Annotated in this window: 29 protein-coding genes; 7 read left to right on the forward strand and 22 right to left on the reverse strand. The window is 64.0% G+C overall.

Features of this window, described 5'->3' with window-relative positions:
- Positions 1–148 precede the first annotated feature (148 nt).
- From lepB to M1P90_RS11890, 3 genes are all read right to left on the reverse strand, one after another.
- Positions 149–751, reverse strand: coding sequence for a signal peptidase I (gene lepB, locus M1P90_RS11880; RefSeq protein ID WP_483702867.1), 603 nt, complete (start codon positions 749–751; stop codon positions 149–151).
- A 222-nt stretch (positions 752–973) separates the two neighbouring features.
- The gene (locus tag M1P90_RS11885) at positions 974–2596 is read right to left on the reverse strand and encodes a DHA2 family efflux MFS transporter permease subunit (RefSeq protein ID WP_483702868.1); all 1623 of its coding nucleotides are present in this window, start codon (positions 2594–2596) and stop codon (positions 974–976) included.
- Positions 2593–3144 (reverse strand): MarR family winged helix-turn-helix transcriptional regulator, encoded by a 552-nt coding sequence (locus M1P90_RS11890; protein ID WP_483702869.1) that lies wholly within the window; start codon positions 3142–3144, stop codon positions 2593–2595. The genes M1P90_RS11885 and M1P90_RS11890 overlap by 4 nt, the downstream gene beginning before the upstream one ends.
- Before the next feature lie 252 nt (positions 3145–3396).
- Here M1P90_RS11890 and M1P90_RS11895 point away from each other — a divergent pair, with 252 nt between their 5' ends.
- The 4 genes from M1P90_RS11895 (at position 3397) to M1P90_RS11910 (ending at position 6109) form a co-directional block, all read left to right on the forward strand.
- Positions 3397–3786, forward strand: a complete 390-nt coding sequence (locus M1P90_RS11895) for a MerR family transcriptional regulator (protein ID WP_483702870.1) — start codon at positions 3397–3399, stop codon at positions 3784–3786.
- Positions 3787–3876: 90 nt separating this feature from the next.
- Positions 3877–4149, forward strand: a complete 273-nt coding sequence (locus tag M1P90_RS11900) for a hypothetical protein (protein ID WP_483702871.1) — start codon at positions 3877–3879, stop codon at positions 4147–4149.
- Positions 4150–4264: 115 nt separating this feature from the next.
- On the forward strand, positions 4265–5146 hold the full coding sequence (locus tag M1P90_RS11905; RefSeq protein ID WP_483702872.1) for an LLM class F420-dependent oxidoreductase: 882 nt from the start codon (positions 4265–4267) through the stop codon (positions 5144–5146).
- Between the two features lie 189 nt (positions 5147–5335).
- Positions 5336–6109, forward strand: a complete 774-nt coding sequence (locus M1P90_RS11910; protein WP_483702873.1) for a nucleoside phosphorylase — start codon at positions 5336–5338, stop codon at positions 6107–6109.
- 133 nt (positions 6110–6242) lie between these two features.
- Here the strand turns inward: M1P90_RS11910 and M1P90_RS11915 are convergent, their stop codons facing one another.
- Positions 6243–6917, reverse strand: a complete 675-nt coding sequence (locus M1P90_RS11915) for an ankyrin repeat domain-containing protein (RefSeq protein WP_483702874.1) — start codon at positions 6915–6917, stop codon at positions 6243–6245.
- Positions 6918–7329: 412 nt separating this feature from the next.
- Between M1P90_RS11915 and M1P90_RS11920 the strand changes: the two genes are divergently transcribed.
- From M1P90_RS11920 to M1P90_RS11930, 3 genes are all read left to right on the forward strand, one after another.
- On the forward strand, positions 7330–8244 hold the full coding sequence (locus M1P90_RS11920) for an arginase family protein (protein ID WP_483702875.1): 915 nt from the start codon (positions 7330–7332) through the stop codon (positions 8242–8244).
- Positions 8245–8361: 117 nt separating this feature from the next.
- On the forward strand, positions 8362–8841 hold the full coding sequence (gene rraA / locus M1P90_RS11925; protein WP_483702876.1) for a ribonuclease E activity regulator RraA: 480 nt from the start codon (positions 8362–8364) through the stop codon (positions 8839–8841).
- A gap of 213 nt (positions 8842–9054) precedes the next feature.
- A complete protein-coding gene (locus M1P90_RS11930) occupies positions 9055–9564 on the forward strand; it encodes a DinB family protein (protein ID WP_483702877.1) in 510 nt (169 codons plus the stop codon).
- 333 nt (positions 9565–9897) lie between these two features.
- On the opposite strand, the gene hypE is transcribed toward M1P90_RS11930, so the two are convergent.
- The 18 genes from hypE to M1P90_RS12020 all read right to left on the reverse strand — a co-directional run bounded on the left by hypE (position 9898) and on the right by M1P90_RS12020 (position 25806).
- Positions 9898–11004: a hydrogenase expression/formation protein HypE gene (hypE, locus tag M1P90_RS11935; protein WP_483702878.1), complete on the reverse strand. Its 1107-nt coding sequence runs from the start codon at positions 11002–11004 to the stop codon at positions 9898–9900.
- Positions 11005–11086: 82 nt separating this feature from the next.
- Complete coding sequence (gene hypD, locus M1P90_RS11940; RefSeq protein WP_483702879.1) at positions 11087–12226, reverse strand: hydrogenase formation protein HypD; 1140 nt, start codon at positions 12224–12226, stop codon at positions 11087–11089.
- A gap of 119 nt (positions 12227–12345) precedes the next feature.
- Positions 12346–13011, reverse strand: coding sequence for a D-sedoheptulose-7-phosphate isomerase (locus M1P90_RS11945; protein WP_483702880.1), 666 nt, complete (start codon positions 13009–13011; stop codon positions 12346–12348).
- Positions 13008–13232 (reverse strand): HypC/HybG/HupF family hydrogenase formation chaperone, encoded by a 225-nt coding sequence (locus M1P90_RS11950; RefSeq protein WP_483702881.1) that lies wholly within the window; start codon positions 13230–13232, stop codon positions 13008–13010. The genes M1P90_RS11945 and M1P90_RS11950 overlap by 4 nt, the downstream gene beginning before the upstream one ends.
- A 535-nt stretch (positions 13233–13767) precedes the next feature.
- Positions 13768–14358, reverse strand: a complete 591-nt coding sequence (locus tag M1P90_RS11955; RefSeq protein WP_483702882.1) for a D-sedoheptulose-7-phosphate isomerase — start codon at positions 14356–14358, stop codon at positions 13768–13770.
- Between the two features lie 145 nt (positions 14359–14503).
- A complete protein-coding gene (locus tag M1P90_RS11960; protein WP_483702883.1) occupies positions 14504–14776 on the reverse strand; it encodes a HypC/HybG/HupF family hydrogenase formation chaperone in 273 nt (90 codons plus the stop codon).
- Between the two features lie 305 nt (positions 14777–15081).
- Positions 15082–17523, reverse strand: coding sequence for a carbamoyltransferase HypF (hypF, locus tag M1P90_RS11965; protein WP_483702884.1), 2442 nt, complete (start codon positions 17521–17523; stop codon positions 15082–15084).
- 9 nt (positions 17524–17532) lie between these two features.
- Complete coding sequence (gene hypB, locus M1P90_RS11970) at positions 17533–18216, reverse strand: hydrogenase nickel incorporation protein HypB (RefSeq protein WP_483702885.1); 684 nt, start codon at positions 18214–18216, stop codon at positions 17533–17535.
- On the reverse strand, positions 18213–18557 hold the full coding sequence (locus tag M1P90_RS11975; RefSeq protein WP_483702886.1) for a hydrogenase maturation nickel metallochaperone HypA/HybF: 345 nt from the start codon (positions 18555–18557) through the stop codon (positions 18213–18215). The genes hypB and M1P90_RS11975 overlap by 4 nt, the downstream gene beginning before the upstream one ends.
- Positions 18558–18708: 151 nt before the next feature.
- Complete coding sequence (locus M1P90_RS11980; RefSeq protein ID WP_483702887.1) at positions 18709–18924, reverse strand: hypothetical protein; 216 nt, start codon at positions 18922–18924, stop codon at positions 18709–18711.
- Entirely contained in the window at positions 18917–20071 is a 1155-nt protein-coding gene (locus M1P90_RS11985; protein WP_483702888.1) for an NHL repeat-containing protein, read from the reverse strand. The genes M1P90_RS11980 and M1P90_RS11985 overlap by 8 nt, the downstream gene beginning before the upstream one ends.
- 96 nt (positions 20072–20167) lie before the next feature.
- Positions 20168–21148 (reverse strand): IS110 family RNA-guided transposase, encoded by a 981-nt coding sequence (locus tag M1P90_RS11990; protein ID WP_483698797.1) that lies wholly within the window; start codon positions 21146–21148, stop codon positions 20168–20170.
- A 366-nt stretch (positions 21149–21514) separates the two neighbouring features.
- On the reverse strand, positions 21515–22399 hold the full coding sequence (locus M1P90_RS11995) for a NifU family protein (protein WP_483702889.1): 885 nt from the start codon (positions 22397–22399) through the stop codon (positions 21515–21517).
- A 197-nt stretch (positions 22400–22596) separates the two neighbouring features.
- Complete coding sequence (locus M1P90_RS12000) at positions 22597–22830, reverse strand: hypothetical protein (RefSeq protein ID WP_483702890.1); 234 nt, start codon at positions 22828–22830, stop codon at positions 22597–22599.
- A gap of 60 nt (positions 22831–22890) precedes the next feature.
- On the reverse strand, positions 22891–23085 hold the full coding sequence (locus tag M1P90_RS12005; protein ID WP_483702891.1) for a hypothetical protein: 195 nt from the start codon (positions 23083–23085) through the stop codon (positions 22891–22893).
- Positions 23086–23158: 73 nt separating this feature from the next.
- Complete coding sequence (locus tag M1P90_RS12010; RefSeq protein WP_483702892.1) at positions 23159–24763, reverse strand: hypothetical protein; 1605 nt, start codon at positions 24761–24763, stop codon at positions 23159–23161.
- Between the two features lie 247 nt (positions 24764–25010).
- On the reverse strand, positions 25011–25355 hold the full coding sequence (locus M1P90_RS12015) for a hypothetical protein (protein ID WP_483702893.1): 345 nt from the start codon (positions 25353–25355) through the stop codon (positions 25011–25013).
- Positions 25339–25806 carry a hydrogenase maturation protease gene (locus M1P90_RS12020; RefSeq protein WP_483702894.1) on the reverse strand — a complete coding sequence of 156 codons (468 nt, stop codon included), beginning with the start codon at positions 25804–25806 and terminating at the stop codon, positions 25339–25341. Before M1P90_RS12020 ends, M1P90_RS12015 begins: the two co-directional genes overlap by 17 nt.
- Positions 25807–25888: the final 82 nt, after the last annotated feature.

Consider the following 25888-nt stretch of genomic DNA (forward strand, 5'->3'; position numbering starts at 1 on the left):
TTCCGCCGCTTCACCAAATAGTCGTTCGGGCATTAGCAAAATCGACAGTTATTTTCCAGCAATTTTGCGCAATTGCCAAATAAAAAGTCTGGAGGCGGCAAGGCCACCTCCAAACTCGTGCGTTCGCGCAGCATTTCTGAATGCAGCGCTAGGGAAACAGCTCAATCTGGTTAAACGGCCAGTAGCGCATCACCACATGCCCGACGACCTGCCCGGCCGGAATTGGCCCGAACACGCGCGAGTCCATGCTGTTTGCGCGGTTGTCGCCCATCATAAAATAGCTGTCGGCATCGAGCGTGAGCGGGCCGCACACCGCGTTGCAATCGGTGGCGACGCCATGCACATACGGCTCGTCAATCACTTCGCCGTTGACATAGACCTGCCCACCGCGAAGCTCGATTGTGTCGCCCGGCAGGCCAATCACCCGCTTGATCAGCGCGTCTTCCGCGCGGTCGGGCGTGCGGTAAAACACCACAATCTGCCCGCGATGCAAAGCAAATGGCGAAGACGGGTGTGCCTCGGCGGCGTGCGCCGTGCCTACGAACAGGTTCGACCAGATGCTATCGAGCTTGCTGACGACGACGCGCTGGCCTTCATGGAAGGTCGGCTCCATGCTGATCTGGTGAATTTCGAAGCGACCAATCAGTGCGGAAAGAACCATGAAGAGCGTCAGCGCCTGGACGCCAGTCCAGAACATATCGCGCAGGGGAGAATGGCGGCGCGTTGGGCGTTGCTCGGTTGTGTCGGACACCACACGTCTCCTTGATAACAGATCCTTAACCAGCATTGTAGCAGGTTCCGTTCCATAGCAACTTTGCAGCTTCATCACAAACGCGCGCCAGAACGCTGAATACAATGAAACGGGCGAAAAGATTGCTCCCTTCGCCCGCTTCCGAATGCGCTATCCGCAATTCACCGCACGATGATTTTGGCAGGGCACAGCACCGCGCCGCCCGCCAGGACTCACCGAACGCTAATGCGCGCTTGGTGCTGGCGCATCGCCCGCGGCTGTGCGACCCGCCCACGCGCGCGGCCAGCCCGGCATAAACAGGCCAATCACCACCGCCAGCAGCGACACGTAGAAGGTCAGCGTATAGGCGCGCTCGAAGCCCACCAGATTCTCACGGCAGGCCTGCTGCACGCCCTGCAGCGCCTGAGCGCGGGCGGCGGGTGGCACGCCCGGCGGCACATTCTGGTCGGCGGGCACGCCCGGCGTTTCGCAGACACCAAAGGCCGGCAGCTGTGCCTCCACCGAGCTTTGCTCCTGCGCCTGCTGGCTTTGCGCCTTTACCTCGGGCGAAAGCGCGCTGGCCAGAATTGTCGCCAGCACGGCGACGCCAATTGCCTGCACCACAAAGCGCGTGCCGTTAATCAGCGACGAACCGCGCGCCAGCGAGCGGCGCGGCACCGCCGACAGCGCGGTAGCAAAAGTGGTCTGAACCGTCAGGCCCAGCGCCGCGCCGCGCAGCGCCAGCAGCACAAGAATGGTGCTGATTGGCGTATCGGCCTGGATTTGCGAGAGCTGCCAGGTATTGATCGCCAGAATTGAAAAGCCGGTGACGATCAGCGCGCGCGGGCCAATGCGGTCGTACAGCCGGCCCGCCAGCGGCGTAATGATGCCCGAGGTCAGCGCCAGCGGCAGCAGCGTGAAGCCAGTTTGCAGCGCGGTTCGGCCACGCAGCGCCTGCAAGTACACCGGCATCAGGAATTCCGCGCCAAACAGGCCAATCACCGTCACATAGCCAATCAAGCTCGCGATCAGAAAGGTTGGGTTGCCAAACAGGCGCAGGTTGAGCAGCGGCTCTTTCGCCACAAACAGCTCGACAATGCCAAACGCCAGCAGCGACACCCCGCCGACTGCGAACCACAGCAGCACGTTGCTCGCGCCCCAGCCCTGGTCGGCCGCGATTGAGGCAGCATAGAGCACCGCGCCAAAGCCCACCACCGCCGTCACCAGGCCAAGCGGGTCAAGCGCTGGCACGGTTTCGGGCTTGCGCTCGCGCAGGAAACGCGAGGCCAGAAACACGCCCACAATGCCGATTGGGATGTTGATAAAGAAGATCCAGCGCCACAGACCCTGATCGACAAGCAGGCCACCCAGGATCGGGCCAAGCGCGGGCGCGACCACCAGCGCAATGCCGAAAATACCGAGCGCGGTGCCCTGTTCTTTGGGTGGGAAGGTGCTGAACAGCAGCGCCGAGCCTAGCGGCTGGGCCACACCACCGCCAAAGCCCTGCGCCGCGCGCGCCGCCACCAGCAGCCAGATGCTCGACGAAATAGTTGGCGCGAGGCCGCACAAGAGCGAGCCAAGCACAAAGGCGGCCAGCCCGCCCACATACATGCGCTTGATACCAAAGCGGTCGGCCAGAAAGCCCGAGAGCGGCGTGGCAATGCCCAGCGCCAGGGTGTAGATGCTGATCACCCACTGCGAGTTGTTCAGGCTGGTGTTGTATTCGCGCCGAATCGTCTGGAACGCGACATTCACGACGGTGGTATCGAGAATGATCATGAAGATGCCGAAAATAACCGAGATCAGCACCTTCCACTTATACTCAAGCCGGCCGCCGGGCTGCGGCTGAGTTTCCCCGTAGGTCATGGTTCTCCTGCTTTCTGTTCGTGTTCCGGTTGCGGTGCGGCGGCGTTGCCGGCCTGTGCAGCGGCGCTGCGAATCATTGCTGCAACATCATCGGCAGCAAAGCTTCCATCGGGGAGAGTGCGCACCAGCTCGCGCACGAGTTCCAGCAGCGCGCTGCGCCGCTCGGCTGGCATGCTCGCCAGCCCGTTCAGCAGCACGTCGTCGTCGGCGACGGGCGGCAAGCGCGCCAGCAACACAGTACCTTCTTCCGTCAGCACCAGTGGCGTGCGGCGGCGGTCGCGCGGATCGTGGCTGCGGGTGGCCAGTCTGCGGCGCTCCAGCGCGTCGACGGCCGGCACCAGCGTGGCAGGCGTCAGCCCCAGCTTGCGGCTCAGTTCGGCAATCGTAAACGGGTGCCGATTGAGCAGGCGCAGAATCGAATGTTGCAGCGCGCTGATTGGCAGGCCCTGCGCATGCAGGCTTTGTTCCAGCGCGCGGCTGCTGATGCGTGTAATGATCGAAAGCAAAATGCGCAGCTCAAGCGCGCCCCAGCGAAGATCATCCATCATAGTGCTACGACCCCAAATCATTCGTAGGCGAATGATATGCACATGCTACGGTCTGGTCAACTGTACGGATGTCCAGTATGTGCAACACGCGTCGCATCTTTGGCGCTTTAGCCGATTGGGACGAGGAAAAACAGGTGGGCAAGGGAGTAAATGGTCAGGAGCATTCTCGAAAATTGATTCATCAGGGTACTTGACAAAGCCGGATCGGGAGACTATACTAACTTTGACGTGAACGTCAAGGTAGTGCAATCAATGAAAGACAAAATGCGTATCGGCGAGTTCGCCGAACAAGCGGGCGTAACTCCACGAACGATTCGCTACTACGAAGGGCTGGGCCTGCTTGGCCCAAACGAGCGCGAAGGGCATGGGTTCCGCTACTATACCGACATTGAGCTAACCCGGCTCAAGAAGATCGATGCCCTCAAGCAGTTGGGCTTGTCGCTGGAAGAAATCGGCGAAGTGCTGCCGTTGTACTGTGATGACCCAACCGGCATCCGCGGCAAGCAGCTCGTGATCGAAATCTTGCAGCGCCAGCTCGCCGAGACGGACGAAAAGATCGCCACGCTTCAGCGATTCCGCGCCGAGTTGCAGTCGAATATCCAGAAGTTCCAGGAATTTCTTGAGCGCAAACGCTCAGGCTAAATTTTTTTGCACACACCTTAACGTTTACGTCAACGTTGTCTAAAGCGCATTTCCCCCGTCACAATGATGTGATACGAAAGGAGCCCAATCATGAGTACGAAGCAAGCGGAGCTGTATCGGGCCAAACGTTCGAATCATTCATCAGTGGTGCGCGCCGACGTGAGCCTGCGCGTGGTGCTGTGGGCCATCTGGGCTGTTGCTGTCGCCGGCATGGCTGCCTGGCGCTGGTATAGCGACACTGCCGCCGGCCAGCCGCTGAATACACTTGGCCTGGTCATTTATACAATCCTCACGGGTGTGGTTGGGCTGCTGGTGCTCACGATCATTGAGCAGTGGCTCGATCCCAATCGCTTTGTCGATTAGCTTGGGCGGCGCGTGATGCGCCACGATTGCAGATGGCTCGTCTTGCCGGTGACTTTGTCGCCGGCTTTGTTTTACGCAAATGCGTGCCGGCGCGGCGCGCGTTAGAGGAGAAGCTATGCGTATTGGTTTGCAGATCCCCAACTTCACCTGGCCCGGCGGCGCGGCAGAAATCGGGCAGCGCTTCGCTGAGATCGGGCGCACCGCCGACGAGGCTGGCTTCTACAGCCTGTGGGTGATGGATCACTTCTTCCAGATCGGCGTGATCGGCCAGCCCGAGGAACCAATGCTGGAAGGCTACAGCGCGCTGAGCTTTCTGGCGGGCGTGACCAAACGCGCCAAACTGGGCACGCTGGTCACTGGCGTGATCTACCGCTACCCCGGCATTCTGGTGAAAACCGCCACCACGCTCGATGTGCTTTCGGGCGGGCGGGCCTACTTCGGGGTTGGCGCGGCCTGGAATGAGCAGGAAGCGCGCGGCCTGGGCGTGCCTTTCCCGCCACTGAAAACACGCTTCGAGCAGCTTGAAGAAATGCTCAAGATCGCCCACCAAATGTGGGCCGGCGACCGCACACCGTTTGCGGGCACGCACTACCAGCTTGGCGACCCGCTGAACAGCCCGCAGTCGGTGGCGCGCCCGCACCCGCCGATTATGATTGGCGGCGGCGGCGAGCAGAAAACGCTGCGCCTGGTGGCGCAATACGCTGACGCCTGCAACCTGTTTGCGCGCATGGGCCCCGATGTCATCCAGCAAAAGCTCGACATTCTGAAAGGCCACTGCGAAGCCGTGGGCCGGCCCTACGAGGATATCGAGCGCACCGCACTTAACACCGTGAATCTCGCGCCCGGCGGCGACACTGCCGCGAGCGTGATAGAGCAGTGCCGCTCGCTGGCGAAGCTCGGCATCCAGCACCTGATCTTCAACATGCCGAATGTGCAGGACATCACGCCGCTTGAGATTTTTGGCCGCGAGATCATTCCCGCCGTGGCCGACCTCTAAAGCCGCTTATAGCAGTTGGCAGTTGGCAGTTACATTTTCGTTTTACAACGCGTTTCTTGCCAGCGTATGGATGGCAATAGCTCTCGCCGTAGAAGAAGTACACGCAGCGCGCCGCACCTGTTGCGACGCGCTGCGCTCGTTGGTAGTACAATAGCCGCCGTTCCAAGAAACTCGATGTGGAGGTGACGAATGGCGACCACGTTCTATCATATTGGCTTCGGGCGCGACGACCTGGGCGACCGCGCGCCAACAATTGCGCTGCTTTCGGGCGACCCCGACCGCGCCAAGCTGATTGCCGAGAGCTATTTCAGCGATGTAAAAATGCTTTCCGAGCATCGCGGCCTGAACAGCTACCTCGGCACACTGCCGAATGGCCGCGCGATTCTTTCCTGCACCAGCGGCATGGGCGCGCCCTCGATGAGCATTGTGGTGAATGAGCTTGTGCAGGCTGGCGTGCGCCAGATCATTCGCATTGGCACCTGCGGCTCGATTCAGGAGCATGTGCTGCCCGGCAGTGTGGTGATTTCGCGGGCGGCGCTGTGCCGCCAGGGCGCGGCCAACGACATCGCGCCGCTGGAGTATCCCGCCGCCGCCGATCCCTTTCTCACCGTGGCGCTGGCCGAAGCCGCGCAGCAGCTGGGCGTCGATTACCACCTGGGCATCACCGCCTCGGTCGATACCTTCTACGAGGGCCAGGAGCGCAGCGAGTCGGCTAACCCGCACCTGCTGCGCTGGCTGCGCGGCATCACCGAAGAGTACCGCCACCTGAATGTGCTGAACTACGAGATGGAGTCGGGCACGCTGTTCAAGATGGGCGGCGTGTATGGCTTTGCAGCCGCATGCGTGTGCGGGGTGATCGCGCAGCGCACCGCCAGCGAGCGCGTGGTGTTCGAGCAGAAGGGCGTGGCCGTCGAGCAGGCGATCAAGGTTGCGCTGCGCGCCGCCGAGTTTGGGCCGCAGTAGGAAACAAGCGGCGGGGAAGGGAGAATTGCGGCAGCGATTTTTTGCCACAAGCACTCGAAGAAACGAAGGATAAAAAAGCTTCGCGTCTTGGTGTCTTGGTGGCAAATTCTCGAACTGGTAGTGCGACGATGAGCTAGCGCCCGCCAGCCTGTTCAAGTAGCTCGGCAATCGCGGTGTAGCCGCGCGAGCGGGCGTGCTGCAGCGGTGTGACGTTCTGCTTGTCGGCAATGTTCACATCCGCGCCGTGGGCAATCAGCAGGCGCACAATCTGCTGGTGGGCCGGGCCGCCGTCGCTGAGCACAATCGCTTCCAGCAGGGCAGTCCATCCCAAATTGTTGATGTGGTTGACATTCACACGGGTGCGCGTGAGCAGCAGCTCAACTACATCGACATGGCCGCGCTCGCAGGCGGGAATGAGCGCGGTGCCACCAAAACGATTGGTCAGCGTTGGGTCGGCCCCGGCGTCGATGGTCAGGCGCAGGATGTCGATCAGCCCTTCGGCACCAGCATAGAGGAACGGGTTGTCGAGCCGCTCGTCGCGAATATTAATGTCGGCACCGGCCTGGATGAGCGTTTGCGCGGCGATGACGTGGCGGCCGTAGGTAGCAGCCAGCACCGCAGTGCGCCCGCGCTCATCGCGGGCATTGATCTCGGCACCATCGGCCAGCAGCCGGCGCAGCGCGTCGGCATCGCCGCGGTCGGCGGCGGCGATAAGCTGTGAGTTCAGCATTGCAGTGTCTTTCTGCTGGGCGCACGATGCAAGCAGCACCGCGCCAATCAGCAAGCCAAGCCAGCGTCGCAGGTTCATAGCAGCGCTCCCGCGTGCGGAATCGTCATTCGCCATTCTGCCGTATGATAGCACAGTGCGTGTGGGCACAGGTGGCAGTCGGCAGGAAGCGGTTGGCACCAAACTACGGAACCGAGAACCGAGAACCACAGAACTACGGAACCGCTGAACCGAGGACCGGTTGTTCGTCGCCTTCGCGTTGATTGCGGTGAACATCCTTTCGCTCTTGGCCGCTTATCGCTTGCGCCCTTCGATACGCCCCGGCTTGCAACCTGCAACCTGCAGGCGTATGCGATACGCCCCGGCTTGCAACCTGCAACCTGCAGGCGTATGCGATACGCCCCGGCTTGCAACCTGCAACCTGCAGGCGTATGCGATACGCCCCGGCTTGCAACCTGCAACCTGTAACTTGCCAACCGAATAATGGTGAACAATGGACTATCTGCTCAAACCCGCGCGCGCGCCCGAGCATCGTTTCGCGTTCATTGGCGTGCCGCACGACGCCGCGACCAGCCTGGGCAACCCGGGCGGGCGCTTCGGGCCACAGGCGCTGCGCGAGGCTTTGCGCGGCGTGTTTAGCTGGCGGCTGCAAAACGGTCGCCTGGCCGACATTGACGCGGGCGTGATCGATCTCGCCGCCGTCGAAGTTGCCGACTTTGGCGACGTTGCGCTGAGCTATCACGACACTGCGCTGACGGTCGAGCAGACCTATGCGGCGGTGCGGGCCGCGCTGGAAGCGGGCTACACGCCGCTGGTGGCGGGCGGCGACCACGGCATCACTTACCCGCCGGTCAAGGCGCTGCACGATTCAATCAGCGGCAAGCTCGGCATGATCCAGCTCGACGCGCACTGCGACCTGATGGATTTTTCGGATCGGCAGGGGCATTTTTCGGGCAGCAGCGGCATGCGCCGCTCGGTCGAACTGGAGCGACTCGCGCCCGCAAATCTTGTGCAGGTGGGCCTGCGCGGCTACGCCACCGTCGAGCAGTACGAGATCGGGCGGCAGCTTGGCGTGCAGCGCATCACGGCCACGCAGTTTGCAACGCTTGGCGCGCAGGCCGCCGCCAAGCAGGCGCTCGCGCTCGCCGGCGATGGCACCGACGCGATCTACCTGACCATCGACCTCGATGTGATCAATCCCGGCGAAGCGCCCGGCACTGGCTGGCCCGAACCCGGCGGCCTGCGCGCACAAGACGTGATCGATTTTGTGCGGACGGTTGCGCCGCGCCTGGCCGCGCTCGACATCGCCGAGCTAAACCCGGTGTACGACACGCCCGCACGCACAACTGCGCTGCTGGCCGCGCGCCTGATGCTCGATTTCATCACCACGCGGGTGAGAATGGTGTAGCAGGAGTCGGGAGCCAGAATATTCTTGGCTTTCTGAAACCCTAATGACGCAGCGTGCTTGCGTTCGCTAACGCTCCTGACTGCTGACTTCTGTCTTCTGAATACTGAAGGAGTTGCTATGGATCTCAAAACGACCGATCTGTGCGACGCGCACGCCGACGAGCTGCAAATCGCCGCGCCGCTGTTCCGCGATTTTGGCGGCACGCCCGCGTTTGGCGGGCCGATCAGCACCGTGCATGTGTACGAAGACAATGTGCTGGTGCGCGCCGCGCTGGAGGAAGCGGGCGCGGGCCGCGTGCTGGTAGTGGATGGGGGAGGATCGCTGCGCTGCGCGCTGGTGGGCGATATGCTCGGTGAAATTGGCGTGAAGAATGGCTGGGCCGGCATTGTGGTGCACGGCTGCGTGCGCGACTCGGCCGAGCTGGCGCAGCTGCCGCTGGGCGTGCGCGCCCTGGCAACCAACCCGCTGCGCAGCGAGAAGCGCGGCGAAGGCCAGCGCGACGTGCCGGTGGCCTTTGCAGGAATCACCTTCACGCCCGGCCACTACCTCTACGCCGACGCCGATGGCATCATTGTCGCGCCGCGCTCGCTGGAGTAGGTGAAAATTCATCCACAGATTACGCAGATTACACAGATTATGCAGAATCTGAGGAAATGATATGTGGGAAGCGCACCCTTCGATACGCGCTTCGCGCTACTCAGGATGCGCCTGCGTTCTCTGGCACGCGAATGACGCTGCTCGTTCGCTTCTTCGTGTCTTCGTGCCTTCGTGGTGAAATTCCGCACTCTTTTGGAAGAAAAGGAGCGCACGGTGCAACTCGACCTGATCCGCACAATGTACGACTACACGTATTGGGCGCACGCGCGGGTGCTTGTGGCGGCTGCGCGCCTAAACGATCACGACTTTGCCGCCACGCCCCTGGGCGGGCTGGGCAGCGTGCACAGCATTCTCACGCACACGCTTGGCGCCGAGCGCGTGTGGCTGCGCCGCTGGCGACGCGATGCGCCTATTGGCATGCTTCAGCCCGCCGAGGTGCCCACCTTCGCCGCGCTCCAGGCGCTCTGGCACGAGTCCGAGCCAGAGATGCGCGCGTTTCTCGCCGGCCTCCATGAAGACGATCTGAGCGAGGTTATTCCCTACCACAACCTGAGCGGCGTGGCCATGGCGAATCCGCTCGGCCCGATGATGCTCCACGTTGCCAACCACGGCACGCAGCACCGCAGCGAAGTGGCCGCGCTGCTCACCGCCTTCGGCCAGTCGCCGGGCGATCTCGACCTGATTATGTTTGTGCGCGAGCGGGCGAACAGTGGCGCGCAGTAGGCAGGTGGCAGGTGGCAGGTGGCAGGTGGCAGTCGGCAGGTGGCAGGTGGCAGGTGGCACTCGGCAGTAGGCAGGTGGCAGCGAGCAACGAACTGCCAAACTGCTGAACTGCAAACCTGCAACCTGTAACCTGCAAACATTCAACCCTTTGCGCCCTTCGATACGCGGCTAACGCCGCGGGGTACCCCTTGGGCCAGGACGCGCTATTCCTCCTTCGTCATTTGCACGCTTCGCGGTAAATTTTGGTCTTGCGTCCTTCGTCTTTCCTCCTTTGCGCTTTTCGCGCTCTTTGCGGTAGATCTTGGTCCTTCGTCGGTCGTCGGTCGTCGGCGGTTAGCAGATGCGCGGCAGCGGGTCGCCCACCAGCATGTCGAGCACGCGCGTGCCGCCAATGTCGGTGCGCAGGAAGACCATCGCCGCCGGCTCGGCGCGCACCTCGCCAATGATCGCGGCGTCGCGGCCAAGCGGGTGCGCGCGCATGGCTGCCAGCGCGGCATCGGCGCGCTCGGGCGCAACAATCGCGAGCATTTTGCCCTCATTCGCAATCGTCAGTGGGTCGAGCCCGAGGATCTCGCAGGCGCCGCGCACGTCGGCGCGCACCGGGATGGCGTGCTCGTCCAGCGCAATCGACACTTCCGAAGCGATCGCAATCTCGTTCAGCGAAGTCGCCACCCCGCCGCGGGTCGGGTCTTTCAGGCAGTGCACCGCCGGGCCGCACGCGGCGAGCAGGCTGCTCACCATCCCGTGCAGCGGCGCGCTGTCGCTCACCACACTGGTTTCAATATCAAGCTCGTCGCGGGCCAGCATGATCGCAATGCCGTGGTCGCCAACCGGGCCGTTCAGCAGCACCTTGTCGCCCGGCCGCACCGCCCCCTGCCCGATCGTCCAATCGGCCTGTACCACGCCCACGCCCGCCGTGTTGATAAACACGCCGTCGGCCTTGCCGCGCTGCACCACCTTGGTGTCGCCAGTCACAATCGCCACGCCCGCGCTGGCGGCCGCCTCGGCCATGGCGTCGACGATGCGGCGCAGGTCGGCCACCGGGAAGCCTTCTTCGAGCACAAAGCCCGCCGAAAGGTAGAGCGGCTGCGCGCCAGCCATGGCCAGGTCGTTCAGCGTGCCGTGCACGGCGAGGTGGCCGATGTTCCCGCCCGGAAAAAAGAGCGGGCTGACGACATAGGTGTCGGTGGTGAAGGCCAGGCGCGCGGTGCTGCCGGGAATGGTGAAGCTGGCCGCGTCGTCCATGCGGTCGAGCATGGGGTTGGCGAAGGCCGGCGCGAACACGCCTTCGATGAGATTGTGGGTGGCCTTGCCGCCGCTGCCGTGGCTCAGTGTGATGCGCTCGTCGCGCAGGTAGAACTTATGCCGGCGATGCTGGCGCACGCGTTCGATCTTGTCGAGCACTTCGGGCACGTCGGACAGGCGGGTTGCGTTGGTCATATCGTTACTCCGTATCGGGACGTATGCGATACGTCCTTGCGCGACAGGACGCGGGGCGTATCGCATACGCCCTTGTACGATTTCAGCCATTCAACGCGATCACCGGCAGCTTGTTGCGCTCGGCGGCCAGCGAGAAGCGCCCGTAGTTGAAATAGGCCGCGCACGCCCCTTCCGACGAGACCATGCAGGTACCGATTGGCGTTTCGGGCGTGCAGGCCGTGCCAAACACCTTGCACTCCCACGGCTTGATCACGCCTTTCAGCACTTCGCCGCACTGGCATGCCTTCGGGTCGGCCACGCGAATGCCCGGCACCTGGAAGCGCAACTCGGCATCCCACGGCGCGAACTCGGGCCGCAGCTTCAGCGCGCTGTGCGAGATGAAACCCAGCCCGCGCCACTCGAAGAACGGCCGCAATTCCATCGTGCGCGCCATCGCCTCAAGCGCTTTGACATTGCCTTCGGGCCGAACCACGCGCCCGTACTGGTTTTCGATCTCGGCGCGGCCTTCATCGAGCTGCTGAACGATCATGCGCACCGATTGAATGATGTCGAGCGGCTCGAAGCCCGCGATTACCACCGGCTTGCGGTGGTCGCGCGCGATAAAGGTGTAGGGGCGCATGCCGATGACCATGCTGACGTGGCCCGGGCCAATAAAGCCATCCAGCCGCAGGTCGGGCGAGTCGAGGATGGCTTTGATGGCGGGAATGATCGTGACGTGGTTGCAGAAGACCGAGAAGTTCGCAATGTTTTCGGCCTGGGCGCGCAGCAGTGTGACGGCAGTTGAGGGCGCGGTGGTTTCAAAGCCGATGGCGAAGAACACGACCTGCTTGTCGGGGTTCTGGCGCGCCAGCTTCAGCGCGTCGAGCGGCGAATAAACGAAACGTACATCCGCGCCTTCGGCCTTGGCATCCAGCAGGCTGCCATTCGAGCCGGGCACGCGCATCATGTCGCCAAAGGTGGTGAAGATCACGCCGGGCGAGCGGGCAATCGCAATCGCGTCGTCGATGCGGCCCATTGGCAGCACGCACACCGGGCAACCCGGGCCGTGCACAAGGTCGATGTTGCGCGGCAGCACGTCTTCGATACCATGCTTGTAGATCGTGTGGGTGTGGCCGCCGCACACTTCCATGAGCTTGAGCGTGCGCCCCTCGGTGATGCGTGCAATGTCGGCGGCAATGCTCTGGGCCAGCGCCGGGTCGCGATATTCGTCGACGTATTTCATCTTTTCTCCTTCTGAAATGTACGAACGGACGCCGATCGCGCCCTTCGATACGCGGTTCCACCGCTACTCAGGACGCTATGAGGTTCTCGTGTCTCGCGCCCTGTGCCGCTGAACTTCGATCACTTCCGGGCGAGGCAGGTAAATACGACCTCCAGCAGCGCGTGATACACAGTCGCCTGCGCTTCCTGAATGCGCGGGACGTGGTCGCTGACGACAACGAGTGAGTAGTCGATGGCGGGCGAGCGCGCCGCCTTGCCGCCGTCGTAGCCGGTCAGGCTGATGGTGAGCAAGCCCTGCTTCTTGGCCTGCTCCAGCGCGGCGAGCACATTCAGCGAGTTGCCGCTGGTCGAGATGCCCACGGCAATGTCGCCGGGCCGGCCAAACGCAATCACCTGGCGCGCAAACACATTCTCAAAGCCCACGTCATTGCCGACGGCCGTAATCACCGCGATGTCGTTGGTGAGCGCAAGCGCGGGCAGCGGCGCAGCGCCCGCAAACGGCGGGTCGAGCAGGTCGGCCACGAGGTCTTGCGCGTCGGTGGTGCTGCCGCCGTTGCCAAAGGCGAACAGCGTTGCGCCGCGCGCAAAGGCCGCCGCCATGGCTGCGCCCGCCGCCGCAATGTTTGCGCCCTCACGCGCCAGCGTTGCGCGGCGCAGGGCAATCACCTCGCGGCACTTTTCCAGCGTCGAGTGGCGCACCTGCGCAAGCACCTCGTCGGCATCGGCGGTGCCGCCCGCAAACAGAAACGGGTAGAACAGCCGGTCGTAGTCGCTGCCTTCGCTCATGGCTCGACTTTCGCGATGGCCACGCCGCCGTGCACCAGCACCACATCGCCGGGCACGAGCGCATCGACCAGGCTGATGTCGATTTCTTCCGAGGCATCGCCGACCGCCACCAGCGCCAGGCCACTCGCTGCATCGAGCCGCAGTACACGCGCGGGTGTGGCCTCGTCGGAACAGGTGATGCAGTGGCCGTTGACGCCGCACTGCGCGAATGATTCTGCCATGCTGGTTTCCCTTGTTACTGGCGTATCGCATACGCCCCGACGGCTGAATGTTTTACCACAGAGACACAGAGGGCGCAGAGTTACGGGTGTATAGGTTGCAGGTTGCAGGTTGCGGACGACGAATGACGACCGATGTTCACCGCAAAGAGCGCAAAGAGCGTGAAGCTGCGGGTGGTTGGTTGCAGGTTGCAGGTTGCGGACGACGAATGACGGCAAGACACGAAACACAAAACACGGAAACGTAATAGCGTCCTGAGTGGCCGAAGGCCGTATCGAAGGGCGCGAGACACGAGACACGAGATGCGAGACGCGAATAGCGTCCTGAGTGGCCGAAGGCCGTATCGAAGGGCGCGAGACACGAGACACGAGATGCGAGACGCGAATAGCGTCCTGAGTGGCCGAAGGCCGTATCGAAGGGCGCGAGACACGAGACACGAATTGCAAGTTGCTTGTGTATCCATCTCCTTGTCTCCCTATCTCCTTGTTTCTTGTCCCTTGTCTCCTTGTCATCCTGCGCAAGCGCGCTGCAATCAATTCATTCGCGCAGCAAGCCCTCGTGCTCGAAAAAAACGTGCACCAGCTCCCACAGCACGTGATACAGTGTTTCGTGGGTTTCCTGCACTGCAATCGCATCATCCGACGGCACCGCAAAGCAGAAATTCAGCCCGGCGCGCGCAAACGCGCCACCGTCGCCGCCAGCCATGCCGAGCGTCAGCAATCCGCGCGACTGCGCAGTTTCGAGCGCGTGGAGCACGTTGGCGCAGTTGCCGTCGGGCGAGAAGCCGAGCGCAATATCGGCGGGCCGGCCCAGCAGCGCCACCTGCCGCGCGAAGTCGGCCTTGCCGCTGATGGCCGCGCTGTCGTTGGTGAGCGCGAGGGCCGGCAGGGCGCGCTTGCCCACAATCACGGGGTGCACAAACTCCACCGCGACATGCTGCGCGTCGGTGGCGCACGCGCCGTTGCCAAAGGCCAGCAAGCGCCCGCCCGCGTGGAAGCGCCGCGCCATGTCCCAGCACGCCTCGGCAATGCGCCCGGCCTCGGCGGCAAAAAACGGCTCGGGCACGGCGATGCTGCGCGCAAAACGCGCCGCGACGACGCTTTCTAATGATTCGGTTTCGATAGTCATAGTCTGTTCACCACAGGCGTGTGCGACAGGCGTATGCGATACGCCGTTGGCTTGCCTACACACGGACGTATGCGATACGCCCTTCGCTGCTGCGGGCATGTGCGATACGCCCGTTGCGCTCATTGGGCGACGACAAGCTTCGCCGCTACTCGATCTGGCTTTCGTGCAACATCTGAAGCTCTTCGGTGTAGGCCTCGCCCATCTCGCGCAGCAGGTCGAGCGTGAGTTGCGCCTCGCGCTCGTCGATCTTGCTCATCGCAAAGCCAACATGGATCAGCACCCAATCGCCCGGCGCGATGCCCTCGGAGCGCACCAGCGCCACGCTCACATTGCGCCGCACGCCCGACACTTCGACGCGCGCGATCTGGTTGGCGTCGTCGACCATCTCGACAACCTGGCCGGGAATTCCAAGGCACATGGGCTTCTCCTTTGTCGGTTGCAGGTTTGCACGTTTGCAGGTTTACAGGTTGTGGCGACGAATGAAGAACGAATATTTCACCGCAAAGAGCGCAAAAGGTTGAAAGTTCGCAAGTTTGAAAGTTAACAGGTTACCGGTTGCAGGTAACTGACGACTACATCCGACGACCGACGACCGAGAAATGAACCACAGAGACGCAGAGGTTTATCAATTTACGATTGACGATTTGCGATTTACGATTGGGATGAGCTTTCATCGTTCTGCGCTCTACGCTCACCCCGTCACCTTGTCACCCCGTCATCTTGTCACCTGTTCACCCCTTCAGTCTCGACCAGCGCCGCCGCTACCGCCGCCTGTCCCAGGCTCAGGCCACCATCGTTCGGCGGAACCTGCCGGTTGAGGTAGACGGTGAAGTCGCGCTGTTCGAGCAGGGCGAGCATATTCTCCAGCAACATGCGATTCTGAAACACGCCGCCGCTGAGGGCGATTACGCGCAAACCCGTCGCGGCGCGGGCGTGCTCGCATGCCTCGGCCAGCAGCGCCGCAACCGTGCAGTGAAAGCGCCCGGCGATGTGTGGCAGCGGCACGCCGCGCGCGATCTCGCCCACGATTGCGCAAATGGCCGGCGCGACGTCGAGCAGGGCGGGCGTGCCTTCGGCAATCGCAAACGGGTAGGGATGCGCGCTTGGCACGGCCAGCATTTCCAGCTCGATTGCGGCCTGGCCCTCGTACACCACTTCGTCGCACAGGCCCAGCAGCGCGGCCACCGCGTCGAACAGGCGGCCCAGGCTGGATGTGGGCGGGCTGTTGATGCCACGCGCAATCATCTGGGCCAGCGGCCGCCAGCGCGTGCGCAGGGGCGGGCCGTGCAGGCGCGCTTCTCGCACAAACGGAATGTCGAGGTCGAGCCAGCTGTCGCCAAATGCGGCCTGCAAGTACGCCGCCGCGACGCGCCAGGGCTGGCGCACGGCCTGATCGCCGCCCGGCAGCGGCACATAGGCCAGGTGCGCCAGCCGCTCAAAGCCGCGCAGGTCGGCGCGCATGATCTCGCAGCCCCAGATCGCGCCGTCGCTGCCGTAGCCCGTGCCGTCGGCGGCCACGCCAATCACCGGGGCATCCAGCCCGTGCTCGGCCAGCACACTGGCGATGTGCGCGTGGTGGTGCTGCACGCCAATCAGACGGCAGTTGGCAGTTGGCGGGAGGCGGGAGGCAGTATCTGCAGATTCATAGCCTGCGCCCACTGCCCACTGCCCACTGCCCCCTGCCCACTGCCCACTGCCCATTGCAAGGGCTTCTTTTGTCGCCAAATACTCCGGGTGCAGGTCGTGCGCGATCACCGTCGGCGCGATGTCGAACAGGCGCTGGTAGTGCGCAATGCCCTCGCGAAAGGATCTGAGTGTTTCGAGGTTTTCGAGGTCGCCGATATGGTGGCTGACAAAGGCTTGCCGGCCTTTCAGCAGACAAAACGTGTTCTTCAGGTGGCCGCCCACGGCCAGCACCTGCGCGGCACTCGCGTTCGCCAGCGCAACTGGCTCGGGCGCATAGCCACGCGCGCGCCGCAGCAGTTGCGCGCCACCGCCCGCCACATGCAGCACCGAGTCGTCGCAGCGCATGTAAATGGCGCGATTGTGCGCGAGCGTGCCATCCGCGATGCTGGCAAGGCGCGCGCGTGCGTCGTCGTCGCGAAAGGCGATTGGCTCGTCGCTCAGGTTGCCGCTGGTCATCACCAGCACAGCAGGGCGACCGGGCGCAGCCGCCGCAAAGGCGCGCAGCAGCAGGTGGTGCAGGGGAGTGTAGGGCAGCATCACGCCCAGCGTCGCATAGACGGGCGCCAGGTCGGGCGCGAGTGCTACCGCATTATTGGCGCGGCGGCGCAGCAGCACAATCGGGCGGCGGCGTGATTCGAGCAGGGCTGCCTCGGCCGGGCCGACGTGGCAGAGCAAACGCGCCGTCGCAAGGTCGGGCAGCATGATTGCGAAGGGCTTGGCTTCGCGGTGTTTGCGCTGGCGCAAACGGGCTACCGCCGCCGCGTTCAGCGCGTCGCAGGCGAGGTGATAGCCGCCCAGCCCCTTCACGGACAGGATTGCGCCGGCCGCCAGCGCGTGCGCAGCCGCGTCGATTGGGTCATTCGCGAGCAAGTGCAGATGTGCGTCGTGCAGGCGGAAATCGAGCGCGGGGCCACAGACCGGGCAGGCGTTTGGCTGCGCGTGGAAGCGGCGATTCAGCGGGTCGGCGTACTCGGCCGCGCAGGACGGGCACATCGGGAACACACGCATGGTCGTTTGGGCGCGGTCGTAGGGCACATCCTGCACAATCGTGAAGCGCGGGCCGCAGTTCGTGCAATTCGTGAAGGCATAGCCGGCGCGCCGGTCGGCCGGGTCGAGCAGCTCGCGCAAACAATCGTCGCAGGTGGCGCTGTCGGGCGCGATCAGTGTGCGGCGCTCGGTGCCGGCCTGGCTGTGCGCGATTGCAAAGCTGTGTTCGCCCAAGGGCGGCAGCGCCTCGGCCGCCACCCGGTCGATGCGCGCCAGCGGCGGCGGCTGCTCGCGCAGGGCGCGCTCGAACGCTTCCAGGTCGGCCGGCGCGCCTTCGATCTCGATCATCACGCCGGCGCTGTCGTTCAGCACAAAGCCGCCCAGCCCGCAGCGCAGCGCCTGACTGTACACAAACGGCCGGAAGCCAACGCCCTGCACAACGCCCTGAACGTGAATTCGCCGCCGCTCGATTGTCGATGCTACAGCAGTCATGGCCTTGCCCTACAGCTCGTCGCGCCGCGCCAGCAGCCAGTCGGCAAGATCGCCAATACCCTGGCGCAAGCGGCACGAAACCTCGAAGATCGGCGCACTGGGATTGAGCGCGCGCACCGTTTCGTAGAAGAACTGGCGCTCGAAATCCACCAGCTCGATTAAGTCAATTTTATTCAGCACAATCACGTCGCTGACCGCAAAAATCTCGGGGTATTTGACCGGCTTGTCGTGCCCTTCGGCGGCGCTGAGCAGGCAGAGCTTCAGGTGTTCGCCCAGCGCCCAGTGGGTTGGGCAGACCAGATTGCCAACGTTTTCGACCACCACCAGCTCGGCGCGCGCCAGATCGAGGTCGTCGAGCGCGGAGCGGATCATGCCGGCTTCGAGGTGGCAGTTGCCGCCGGTGTTGATCTGCACCGCGTCGGCTGCGCCGGCCGCCAGCACCTTGCTGGTGTCGATGCTGCCCGCGATATCGCCCTCGATCACGGCGACGCGTGCCCGCTCGCGCAGCGCCTCGATCAACCGAATGATCAGGCTGGTTTTGCCCGCGCCCGGCCCGGCGATCAGGTTGACGGCCAGGGTGTGCGCCTCGGCAAAGCGCTGGCGATTGAGCGCGGCAGCCACGTCGTTGCTTTCCAGCAGACTGCGGCCAACTTCGATTAGTTTGACGTGCGGTGTGGCAAGCGTGTCGGTCATGTTTCGATCTCCATATTTTCGATCAGCAGCTCGCGGCCATCGCCAGTGGCCTGGCCGGTGACGCCGCAGTGCGGGCAGCGGAAGTGGCCCGGCTCGGGTGTGTACTCGCTGGCGCAGCCCGCGCAGCGGAAGCGCATTCTGGTGCGGCGGATGTGCAGCTGTGCGCCTTCGCTCAGGCGACCGGGCGTGAGCATGTCGAAGTAGAACAAGAGCGAGTCGTCGACAAAGCTGGTGCGCTCGCCGACCAGCAGCGTGATTGCGCGAACGCGCCGCGCGCCAGCCTCGCGAGCGTGCGCCTCGGCGGTATCGAGCAGGTAGGACATGACAGAGAGTTCGTGCATAATGATCAGCCGTCAGCAGAACCAAGAACCGCAGAACCGACGAAGGGCGTATTGCAATACGCCCAGACCAAGAACCACAGAACCAAGAGCCTCGAATTCAGCGAACTTGCAACGTTCTAACTTGCGAACGTGCAACCTGCAAACCCGTTATTTAGCCCTTCCGGTTGCCACAGCGCGGGCATTCGACTTCGAGCGCGAGGCCGAACCAGATGCCGTTGCAGCGCCGACACCACTTGCCGTAGAGCTGCTGGTCGAGCGCGCCGAGACGCACCGCCAGCGCGCCATAGCCCAGGAAGCTGTACGAGCTGCGCAACAGCTCGTTGAGCGAACCGAGCGGCGGCGGGCGTTGGTCGTCGGGCTCAGTCATCGCTGCCACCGGGGCCGTGCCACAGCAGCACGCGATTGTTGCCCGAGTCGGCGATGGCCAGCACGCCCGCGCAGGAACTGAGGCCATAGGGCCAGCACAGCGTGTCGCGCCCGGCGAGCTTCCAGCGGTTTTCGCCATTCTGCAAAAAGTCGGCCTGCCCGAACACGCCGTCGGCAGGCGCGCCGCTGCGCAGCCCGGCGCAGTCGTCCCACAGCATCAGGCGCGAATTGCCGGTGTCGGCAACGACGATCTGCTCATTCCAGAGCGCGACGGCATAGGGAAAGCGCAGCGTGGCCGCGCCAAGCCGGTAGCCCTGGTTGTCGCTCACGGCGGCGAAGTCGTTCTGGCCGAGCACCATGTCGGCGGGCTGGTTGCTTGTGCGCGGCAACTCGTTCCACACGAGCACGCGATTGTTGCCCGCGTCGGCCACCAGCAGGCGCGTGCCGTCGCTGGCGATGCTGTGCGGCCAGCGCATGCTGGCGGCGGTTGGCGCACCGCCCGCGTTTTCTTCGCCCTGCGCAAACTCGGTTTGGCCGAGCACCATGTCGGCGGGCTGGCCGCACGCGTCGGGCATGGCGTGCCACACCAGCACGCGCCGGTTGTTGCTGTCGGCCACATAGAGGCGCGTGCCGTCAGTGGCAAGGCCATAGGGCCAGTACATCGTGTCGGCGTGGGGCGAGCCGCCGCGATTCAGCTCGCCCGCGCCCAGCGTGGCCTGCCCAAGCGCGAAATCGGCCGGCTGGCCGTTTGCGTCTGGCAATGCGCGCCAGACCAGCACGCGATGGTTCCAGGCGTCGGCCACGAGCAGGCGGCCCTGCCAGAACAGCACGCCGGTTGGAACATACAGGCTGCTGGCGCTCGGCCCCGCGCCACGGTTGCGCTCGTCGCTGGTGAAGCTGCTGTGGCCCAGCACAAGGTCGGGCGGGGTGGCGTCGGCAGTGGGCAGCACGTGCCAGATCAGCACGCGATGGTTGCCGGTGTCGGCGACGATCAGCGGGCCGCCGGGCTGCGCCCAGACGCCACGCGGCCCAAACATGCTGCCGCGATCGGGCGCGGCCGACACCGGCACAAAGCGGCCGGGCTGTGTGCCCAGGATCGTATCGGCCGGGCGCAAGGCCACGCGCTGGATTGGCATTGCCTGTGTCATTGGCTTGCTTTCTGGAATCATCCACAGATTACGCAGATTACGCAGATATTGCTTTCCATTGCTGCCAGTCGCACCTTCCACCTAACCACAGAGATATTACGTTGAAGAACGGGTCGGGCCAAGGACTTTGTTTGGGTCAAAGGGCGTTTTATGCTTGAGTACACCATAGACCACGTGCAACAACTTGCGCATCACCGCACCGATGATCACACCCTTGGCTTTGCCGCGCGCTGCCAGCCGTTCCGCAAACGCCTTGAACCCTTCGCATCGTCGCATCGCCACAATTGCCGGCCAGTACAGCGCCGCTCGCACGCTCGCCTTGCCCACTTTCGAGAGGTGTGTTCGCCGCCGCACACTCGTTCCCGATTCGTGCTGCGCCGGTGTTACTCCCGCGTCTGCCGCCAGCGCCTTGGCCGATGTATACGCGTCGATATCGCAGAACTCCCCCAGCAACTTAGCGGCAGTGATTGTACCTATTCCGACAATCGCCGTGAGAAGCGCAGCTTGCTCGCCCAGGTCACGCTCGTCTTTGAGATGCTGTTTGAGTTGTGCCTCGACGCTTGTGATCTGCTCCTCTACGCTTGCCAGAACCGTTTCAAGCGACGTGCGCACCACCGTGTCGCTGGTATCGCCCAAGCGATTGGACAGTTGCGTGCGCGTTTGGAGCAAGTCGTCGCGATGGCGTGTGAGCGCACGCAAGCGGCGCTGGGCGGCAGAGGGTGGTGTCCAGGCTTCGGGCTGGCATTGCAAGCAGAACAACGCAATGATGCGGCTATCCTGTTTGTCGGTCTTGGTGCGCATCATCTGGCTTTGGGCAAAACCCTTGATACGGGCAGGGTTAACCACACTGACGATGTGCTGAGCATCGGCGAGGAAGGCAGCCAGCGCTTCCCAATAGACATTGGTTGCCTCCATACAGGCATGCACGTGCTCAATGTGCTGGGAGCGAAGCCACTGCTGGAGCTGCTCAAAACCAGCGGAGGTGTTCGGAAACTGCTTGTGGCGACGGTCGCCACCCTCACGCAGCAGGGTGACATCGAAGGTGAGTTTGGCGAGGTCAATGCCGAGAATGTGCATGATAGCTCTCCAAAGGACAAGAAAAGGAGCTTGTTTCGGACCAGTCTTGAGGCTACGTGCTCGTGGGCACTGGGATCTTACACGGTCTTGTGAAACAAGCGATACGATGCATCGAAAGCCATTCTCTGTGACAGCGTCGAGCGCATCGGTCTTTTGCGGCCTTGAGATGCATCAAGGCATAGGATAGCAGAGCCAAGCCACTTCTGCGAGCCTTCATTGGTCTTTTGTTGACCCGCCCCACTTGGCGGCTTTTTAGACAAGACACAGAGGCGCGGAGCTGAGACGAAGGCCGAAGGACAAAAGACGAATGACCATCTTGCGCTTCGTCATCGATCATAGCCACCAACGAATTTCTGAAGATCTCTGCTAGTGCGCGTTTGCTACCCCTGCCAGCCGCACCTCGACAATGCCCGCCCGCGCGCGCACCGGCACTGGTTCAAGCTGAACCTCGGGCGCGGTCAGGCACTCGCCGCTTTCCAGGTCGTACTGAAAGCCGTGCCACGGGCAGGTCAGCACGCCATTCTGCACCTCGCCGGCGTCGAGCGGCATGGCCATGTGCGCGCAAACATTGCGGTAGCACACCAGCTTGCCGTTTGGCTGCGCCAATAGCACATCCACGCCGTCGATCTCGGCGCGCATCACGCCCTCGGCGGGCAGCTGCGCCAGCGGCAGCGCCAGCCGCCAGCCGCCAGCCGGGTCGGGCAGGCGCGCGGCCGAGCCAGCCACGCCAATCGCGTCGAGCGCGATCAGCGCCCCGGCGGCGCGCTCTTCTTCCACCAGTTCGATACCCGCCAGCTCGGGCGCGTGCCGGCGCAGCGCCTGCTCCACGCCGTTGCGCAGCGTCATGGTCGAGCCGGGGCAGCCCTGGCACGCGCCCGAAAGGCGCAAACGCGCCGTGCCTTCCACGAGCTCCACCAGCTCGACATCGCCGCCGTGTGAGTGGATGTAGGGCCGCACCTCATCGAGCGCGATCTGCACGCGGGCGCTCAGCGGCGGCTTGATCAGCTCGTGGAGCATCAGCACCATGCGCACGGCCGGCTCACGGGCCAGCTCGCGCAGCGCCGCCAGCGTGGCGTCTTCTTCTTTCAGGCGGCGCACAATCTGCACCAGCGCCTCGCGGTGAATCGCCTCGACGGCTTCTTTCAGGCGAATGGCCGACTCGCGCGCGCCCTCGTCTTCGATCCGCAGCACCTCTTCAGTGAGCCGATCGACCTGCTCTGCGAGCTGCTCGAAGTCCATAGTTGCTCCCATGTGCTGCCTTCGCAACGCTTTGAAATGCGCCACTTACCACGAAGGCACGAAGACACGAAGGCCAGTACAGCACTGTAAAGTACGTTTCTGGCTGCTGAGACGAAGGACGAGGGACGAATGACCAAATTGGCTTCGTCATTCGTCTTTCGTCTTTGGTCATACCCAGCGACGCAATCTCGAAAGTAGATGAATCTCGCTCAGGCAATCTTGATATTCCGCAGCAGGTAAGGCGTGAGCGCGCTGGCCACCAGGCTGCCCAGCAGCACCGCCAGCCATAGCGGCGCGCTGGCAAACAGCAGCGCAATGCCCAGCACGGTGCCGGCCAGCGTGGCGGCGGCGGCGCGCAATACCGTGCCCCACATGTCTTGCAGCAGCGCGCCACGCAGCGCCAGCGTCGTCGACGACCACAAAAATTCGATCAGGTCTCGCATGGTTCTTTTGCTCCCTCTGGCAGGCCGAATTACACAGGTATGTCGAATAGCACGTGGCGGCTAGCGCCCGCCCAGCAGCAGCGCGACGATCAGCACCAGCACCGTGGCGGCGACGCCGCTCGGCAGGCCCATCATGCCGCCCAGGGTCGCGGCAAGGTCGGCACCCAGGGCTTTGCGGCCAATCAGCAGGCCGCCGGCCACCCCGCCCACAATCGTGGCGAGCAGGCCAACAATTCCGGCAATCAGTAGTTGCATGGTTCCCTCTCGTGTTTGGGCTGAGGCGTATTCAATACGCCTGTACGATAGCCAAAGAATGCAATACGCCCGTTTAGCGCACCGCAAGCTGACCCAGGTCGCGCCGCACCTGCGCCAGCGCCTGCTCGACGGTGGCGGCATGATCGGCGAGCTGGTGTTCCGAAAAGATCTCGTGCGCTTCGCCATAGCAGCGCTCGGCCAGGCCCAGCATCTGCTGGCGCTCCTCGGCGGGCACGTTGGCGTAGGCATTCGCCAGGTTGCTCATTGTGACGGCATATTCCACCGGCGCGCGCGTTCGGCTGCGCACGCGCAAAGCTTCGTGGTAGGCCTCGATTGCGCGGTCGAGCTTGTCGACGCGGTCGCCCGAGGGCATATACTGGTAGGCGTTGCCGAGGTTGTTCTGCACCATCGCGTACTCACGCGGGAAATCCTCAAGGGTGTAGACCTTGAGCGCCTCCTGCATCGACTGGACGGCCAGCGCCTGGCGCATGACGTCCTGCTCGCCGCCCATGGGCAGGCGCTGGTAGGCGGCGGCGAGGTTGTTGTGAATAAGCGCGTACTCGCCCGGGTGCGTCGCCAGCGTAAAGACGCGCAGGGCCTGGTGGTAGAAGTTGATCGCCTTGAGCAGCGTGCCGCGCAGGTCGCCGCCCATGCCCTGCCACGCGCTGCCCTGGTTCATCTGCACCGCCGCGAGGTCTTCGGGCGTGCCGTGCAGGGCGAACAGCGTGGCGGCGCGCTCGTAGCACGCCAGCGCGCGCTGGAGGCTGCCAGCATCCTGTGCGTGGGCCTGGATCAGATCGCCCAGGCTGGTGTGCAAACGCGCCGCCAGCAGCGGGTTGGTGTCGGCCGGGCAGCGTTCGGCGGCTTCGGCAAGCTGCGCGGCAGCTGCGTCGCGCTCGGCAGCGTCGGAATTGCCCAGCAGGCGCATGTTCGCAAGGCCCGCCAGCAGCAGCGCGGCCACCCCCGGCGCAGCTGCCATGTCGAAACGCAACAACGCCTGACCCGCCACGCGCCGCGCGCCGTCTTCGTCGCCCTGGCGCTCCAGCGCCTGCGCCTGCGCCCAGCTCGCCAGCGCGGCCTGTGGTTCCAGCCCAAGCTGGCCGAAAATTTCGGCGGCGGCGGCGGCGCGTTCGCCCGCAGCGTCGGCGGCTTCGCCCGCTTCCAGCGCAAGCACCGCCAGCGCGAATTGCGCGCAGGCCAGCTCGGCGCGCGCCAGACCGGGCCGCGCCACCAGCGCCGCCGCCAGCGCCAGCGCCGCTTCGAGCTGCTCCCACTCGCGGGCCAGCGCCGCCGCCCAGCCGGCGATCACCACGCGCCACAGTTCGGCGGCCACCGTTTCCAGCGGCGCAAGCGCGGCCTGCGCGGCAGCAGCCGCCTCGGGCGACGGGCGATCGAGCAGGGCGGCCAGCGCGCGCGTGCATTCGGCCGCCTGTTCCGGCGCAAGCACCAAGTCGTCGGGCGGCAGCAGCAGACCCAGGCCGCCCGCCACCAGCCCCAGCGGCGGCGCGGCCGGCGTGATCACCGCCGCGCCCCAGCGCGGCCACGCCACCACCCGCGCACCGCGCTCGCGCGCCAGCCCCTGCGCGTGCATCACCAGGGCCGGGCGCTCGCCCGCGCTTGGCAGGCCCGCGTCGGGCAGCCCGCCCGCGATCAGCGCTGCGCTTCGCTCGTCACTCATACACGAATCCTTTTACAGTTGCAGGTTTACAGGTTTGCAGGTTGCAGGTTGTTGCCGACGACCGACAACCAAATAATCACCACAGAGACGCAGAGGCACGGAGGTTTGGGAGTTACAAGTTTACCGGTTACAGGTTGCAAGTTTACGAGTTTCAGATTTGAAGGTTGTAAGCTCAATCCCAAAACCCCAGATCCTAAACTCCTGTGCGATTGCAGGTTGTCGGTTCTGCGCTCACCCCGTCACCCTTTCACCCCTTCACCGTCCCCGCCACCTCATGCAGCTCAAACGCCAGCCCCTGGCGCGCGGCGTCCCAGCGCGGCAGGATCTCACGCTCGCAATCGTCGGGGATGCCGTGGTCGCGGAAAAAGCCGTGCGCCGCCGCCGACCGATCGCCGCGCAGGTTGGCCTGCTTGAGCACAAAACCGCCCGCCCGCGCCGCCCGCACCGGCAGCACCCACAGCCGCTGCGGCTCGGCCTCATACAGCAGCACCACGCTCTCCATGCCGCCAAAATAGCGCTCGTAGCACGCCGCGTTCAGGCGCAGGTTGCCGCGCACGAGCCATGCGCGCGGCTCGTCAGGCGCTGCGCTCATGCAGCACCTCGCCCGCAATCATGTCGGCCACCTGCGCCACCGCCTCGCGCACTGCGGGCGTCATGTCCAGCCCGAAATCCAGGCTGGCGATCTGGATCAGGTAGACGCTGATGTCGGCGGGGAAGCGATCTTTGTAGATCATCCGCCCGACCGCCAGCGCGTGCTGCCAGCGGAAGTTATGCAGCGACAGGTTGTTCGGCGGCGGCAGCGTTTCGAGCTGTTCGCCCGGCACGCGGAAAAGCGTCCCCGGCGCCGCGCCCGTCTGCGCCGCGTCGATGATAATCACGCGCTGCATGCCTTCCAGATGGAACATCACGTCCATGCCGCCCGTGCCCGCGTCGATCAGGCGCACCTCGGCTGGCAGCTCGCGCGATTGCAGCTCGTGCACCACGCGCACGCCCGCGCCGTCGTCGCTTCGGTTGGTATTGCCACAGCCAATAATTACAATCATAGTGATTTACGATTTACGATTTACGATTTACGATTTACGAGCTGCCAATCGTAAATCGTAAATCGTAAATCCGAAATAGGGC

The sequence above is a fragment of the Kouleothrix sp. 19917 genome (genome assembly GCF_057073505.1).

What these genes read in the sequence shown, in the direction of transcription:
- M1P90_RS11885 (WP_483702868.1), bottom strand. Translation starts at nt 2,596, where the DNA reads ATGACCTACGGGGAAACTCAGCCGCAGCCCGGCGGCCGGCTTGAGTAT.
- M1P90_RS11890 (WP_483702869.1), bottom strand. Translation starts at nt 3,144, where the DNA reads ATGATGGATGATCTTCGCTGGGGCGCGCTTGAGCTGCGCATTTTGCTT.
- M1P90_RS11895 (WP_483702870.1), top strand. Translation starts at nt 3,397, where the DNA reads ATGAAAGACAAAATGCGTATCGGCGAGTTCGCCGAACAAGCGGGCGTA.
- M1P90_RS11900 (WP_483702871.1), top strand. Translation starts at nt 3,877, where the DNA reads ATGAGTACGAAGCAAGCGGAGCTGTATCGGGCCAAACGTTCGAATCAT.
- M1P90_RS11905 (WP_483702872.1), top strand. Translation starts at nt 4,265, where the DNA reads ATGCGTATTGGTTTGCAGATCCCCAACTTCACCTGGCCCGGCGGCGCG.
- M1P90_RS11910 (WP_483702873.1), top strand. Translation starts at nt 5,336, where the DNA reads ATGGCGACCACGTTCTATCATATTGGCTTCGGGCGCGACGACCTGGGC.
- M1P90_RS11915 (WP_483702874.1), bottom strand. Translation starts at nt 6,917, where the DNA reads ATGAACCTGCGACGCTGGCTTGGCTTGCTGATTGGCGCGGTGCTGCTT.
- M1P90_RS11920 (WP_483702875.1), top strand. Translation starts at nt 7,330, where the DNA reads ATGGACTATCTGCTCAAACCCGCGCGCGCGCCCGAGCATCGTTTCGCG.
- rraA (WP_483702876.1), top strand. Translation starts at nt 8,362, where the DNA reads ATGGATCTCAAAACGACCGATCTGTGCGACGCGCACGCCGACGAGCTG.
- hypE (WP_483702878.1), bottom strand. Translation starts at nt 11,004, where the DNA reads ATGACCAACGCAACCCGCCTGTCCGACGTGCCCGAAGTGCTCGACAAG.
- hypD (WP_483702879.1), bottom strand. Translation starts at nt 12,226, where the DNA reads ATGAAATACGTCGACGAATATCGCGACCCGGCGCTGGCCCAGAGCATT.
- M1P90_RS11945 (WP_483702880.1), bottom strand. Translation starts at nt 13,011, where the DNA reads ATGAGCGAAGGCAGCGACTACGACCGGCTGTTCTACCCGTTTCTGTTT.
- M1P90_RS11950 (WP_483702881.1), bottom strand. Translation starts at nt 13,232, where the DNA reads ATGGCAGAATCATTCGCGCAGTGCGGCGTCAACGGCCACTGCATCACC.
- M1P90_RS11955 (WP_483702882.1), bottom strand. Translation starts at nt 14,358, where the DNA reads ATGACTATCGAAACCGAATCATTAGAAAGCGTCGTCGCGGCGCGTTTT.
- M1P90_RS11960 (WP_483702883.1), bottom strand. Translation starts at nt 14,776, where the DNA reads ATGTGCCTTGGAATTCCCGGCCAGGTTGTCGAGATGGTCGACGACGCC.
- hypF (WP_483702884.1), bottom strand. Translation starts at nt 17,523, where the DNA reads ATGACTGCTGTAGCATCGACAATCGAGCGGCGGCGAATTCACGTTCAG.
- hypB (WP_483702885.1), bottom strand. Translation starts at nt 18,216, where the DNA reads ATGACCGACACGCTTGCCACACCGCACGTCAAACTAATCGAAGTTGGC.
- M1P90_RS11975 (WP_483702886.1), bottom strand. Translation starts at nt 18,557, where the DNA reads ATGCACGAACTCTCTGTCATGTCCTACCTGCTCGATACCGCCGAGGCG.
- M1P90_RS11980 (WP_483702887.1), bottom strand. Translation starts at nt 18,924, where the DNA reads ATGACTGAGCCCGACGACCAACGCCCGCCGCCGCTCGGTTCGCTCAAC.
- M1P90_RS11985 (WP_483702888.1), bottom strand. Translation starts at nt 20,071, where the DNA reads ATGACACAGGCAATGCCAATCCAGCGCGTGGCCTTGCGCCCGGCCGAT.
- M1P90_RS11990 (WP_483698797.1), bottom strand. Translation starts at nt 21,148, where the DNA reads ATGCACATTCTCGGCATTGACCTCGCCAAACTCACCTTCGATGTCACC.
- M1P90_RS11995 (WP_483702889.1), bottom strand. Translation starts at nt 22,399, where the DNA reads ATGGGAGCAACTATGGACTTCGAGCAGCTCGCAGAGCAGGTCGATCGG.
- M1P90_RS12000 (WP_483702890.1), bottom strand. Translation starts at nt 22,830, where the DNA reads ATGCGAGACCTGATCGAATTTTTGTGGTCGTCGACGACGCTGGCGCTG.
- M1P90_RS12005 (WP_483702891.1), bottom strand. Translation starts at nt 23,085, where the DNA reads ATGCAACTACTGATTGCCGGAATTGTTGGCCTGCTCGCCACGATTGTG.
- M1P90_RS12010 (WP_483702892.1), bottom strand. Translation starts at nt 24,763, where the DNA reads ATGAGTGACGAGCGAAGCGCAGCGCTGATCGCGGGCGGGCTGCCCGAC.
- M1P90_RS12015 (WP_483702893.1), bottom strand. Translation starts at nt 25,355, where the DNA reads ATGAGCGCAGCGCCTGACGAGCCGCGCGCATGGCTCGTGCGCGGCAAC.
- M1P90_RS12020 (WP_483702894.1), bottom strand. Translation starts at nt 25,806, where the DNA reads ATGATTGTAATTATTGGCTGTGGCAATACCAACCGAAGCGACGACGGC.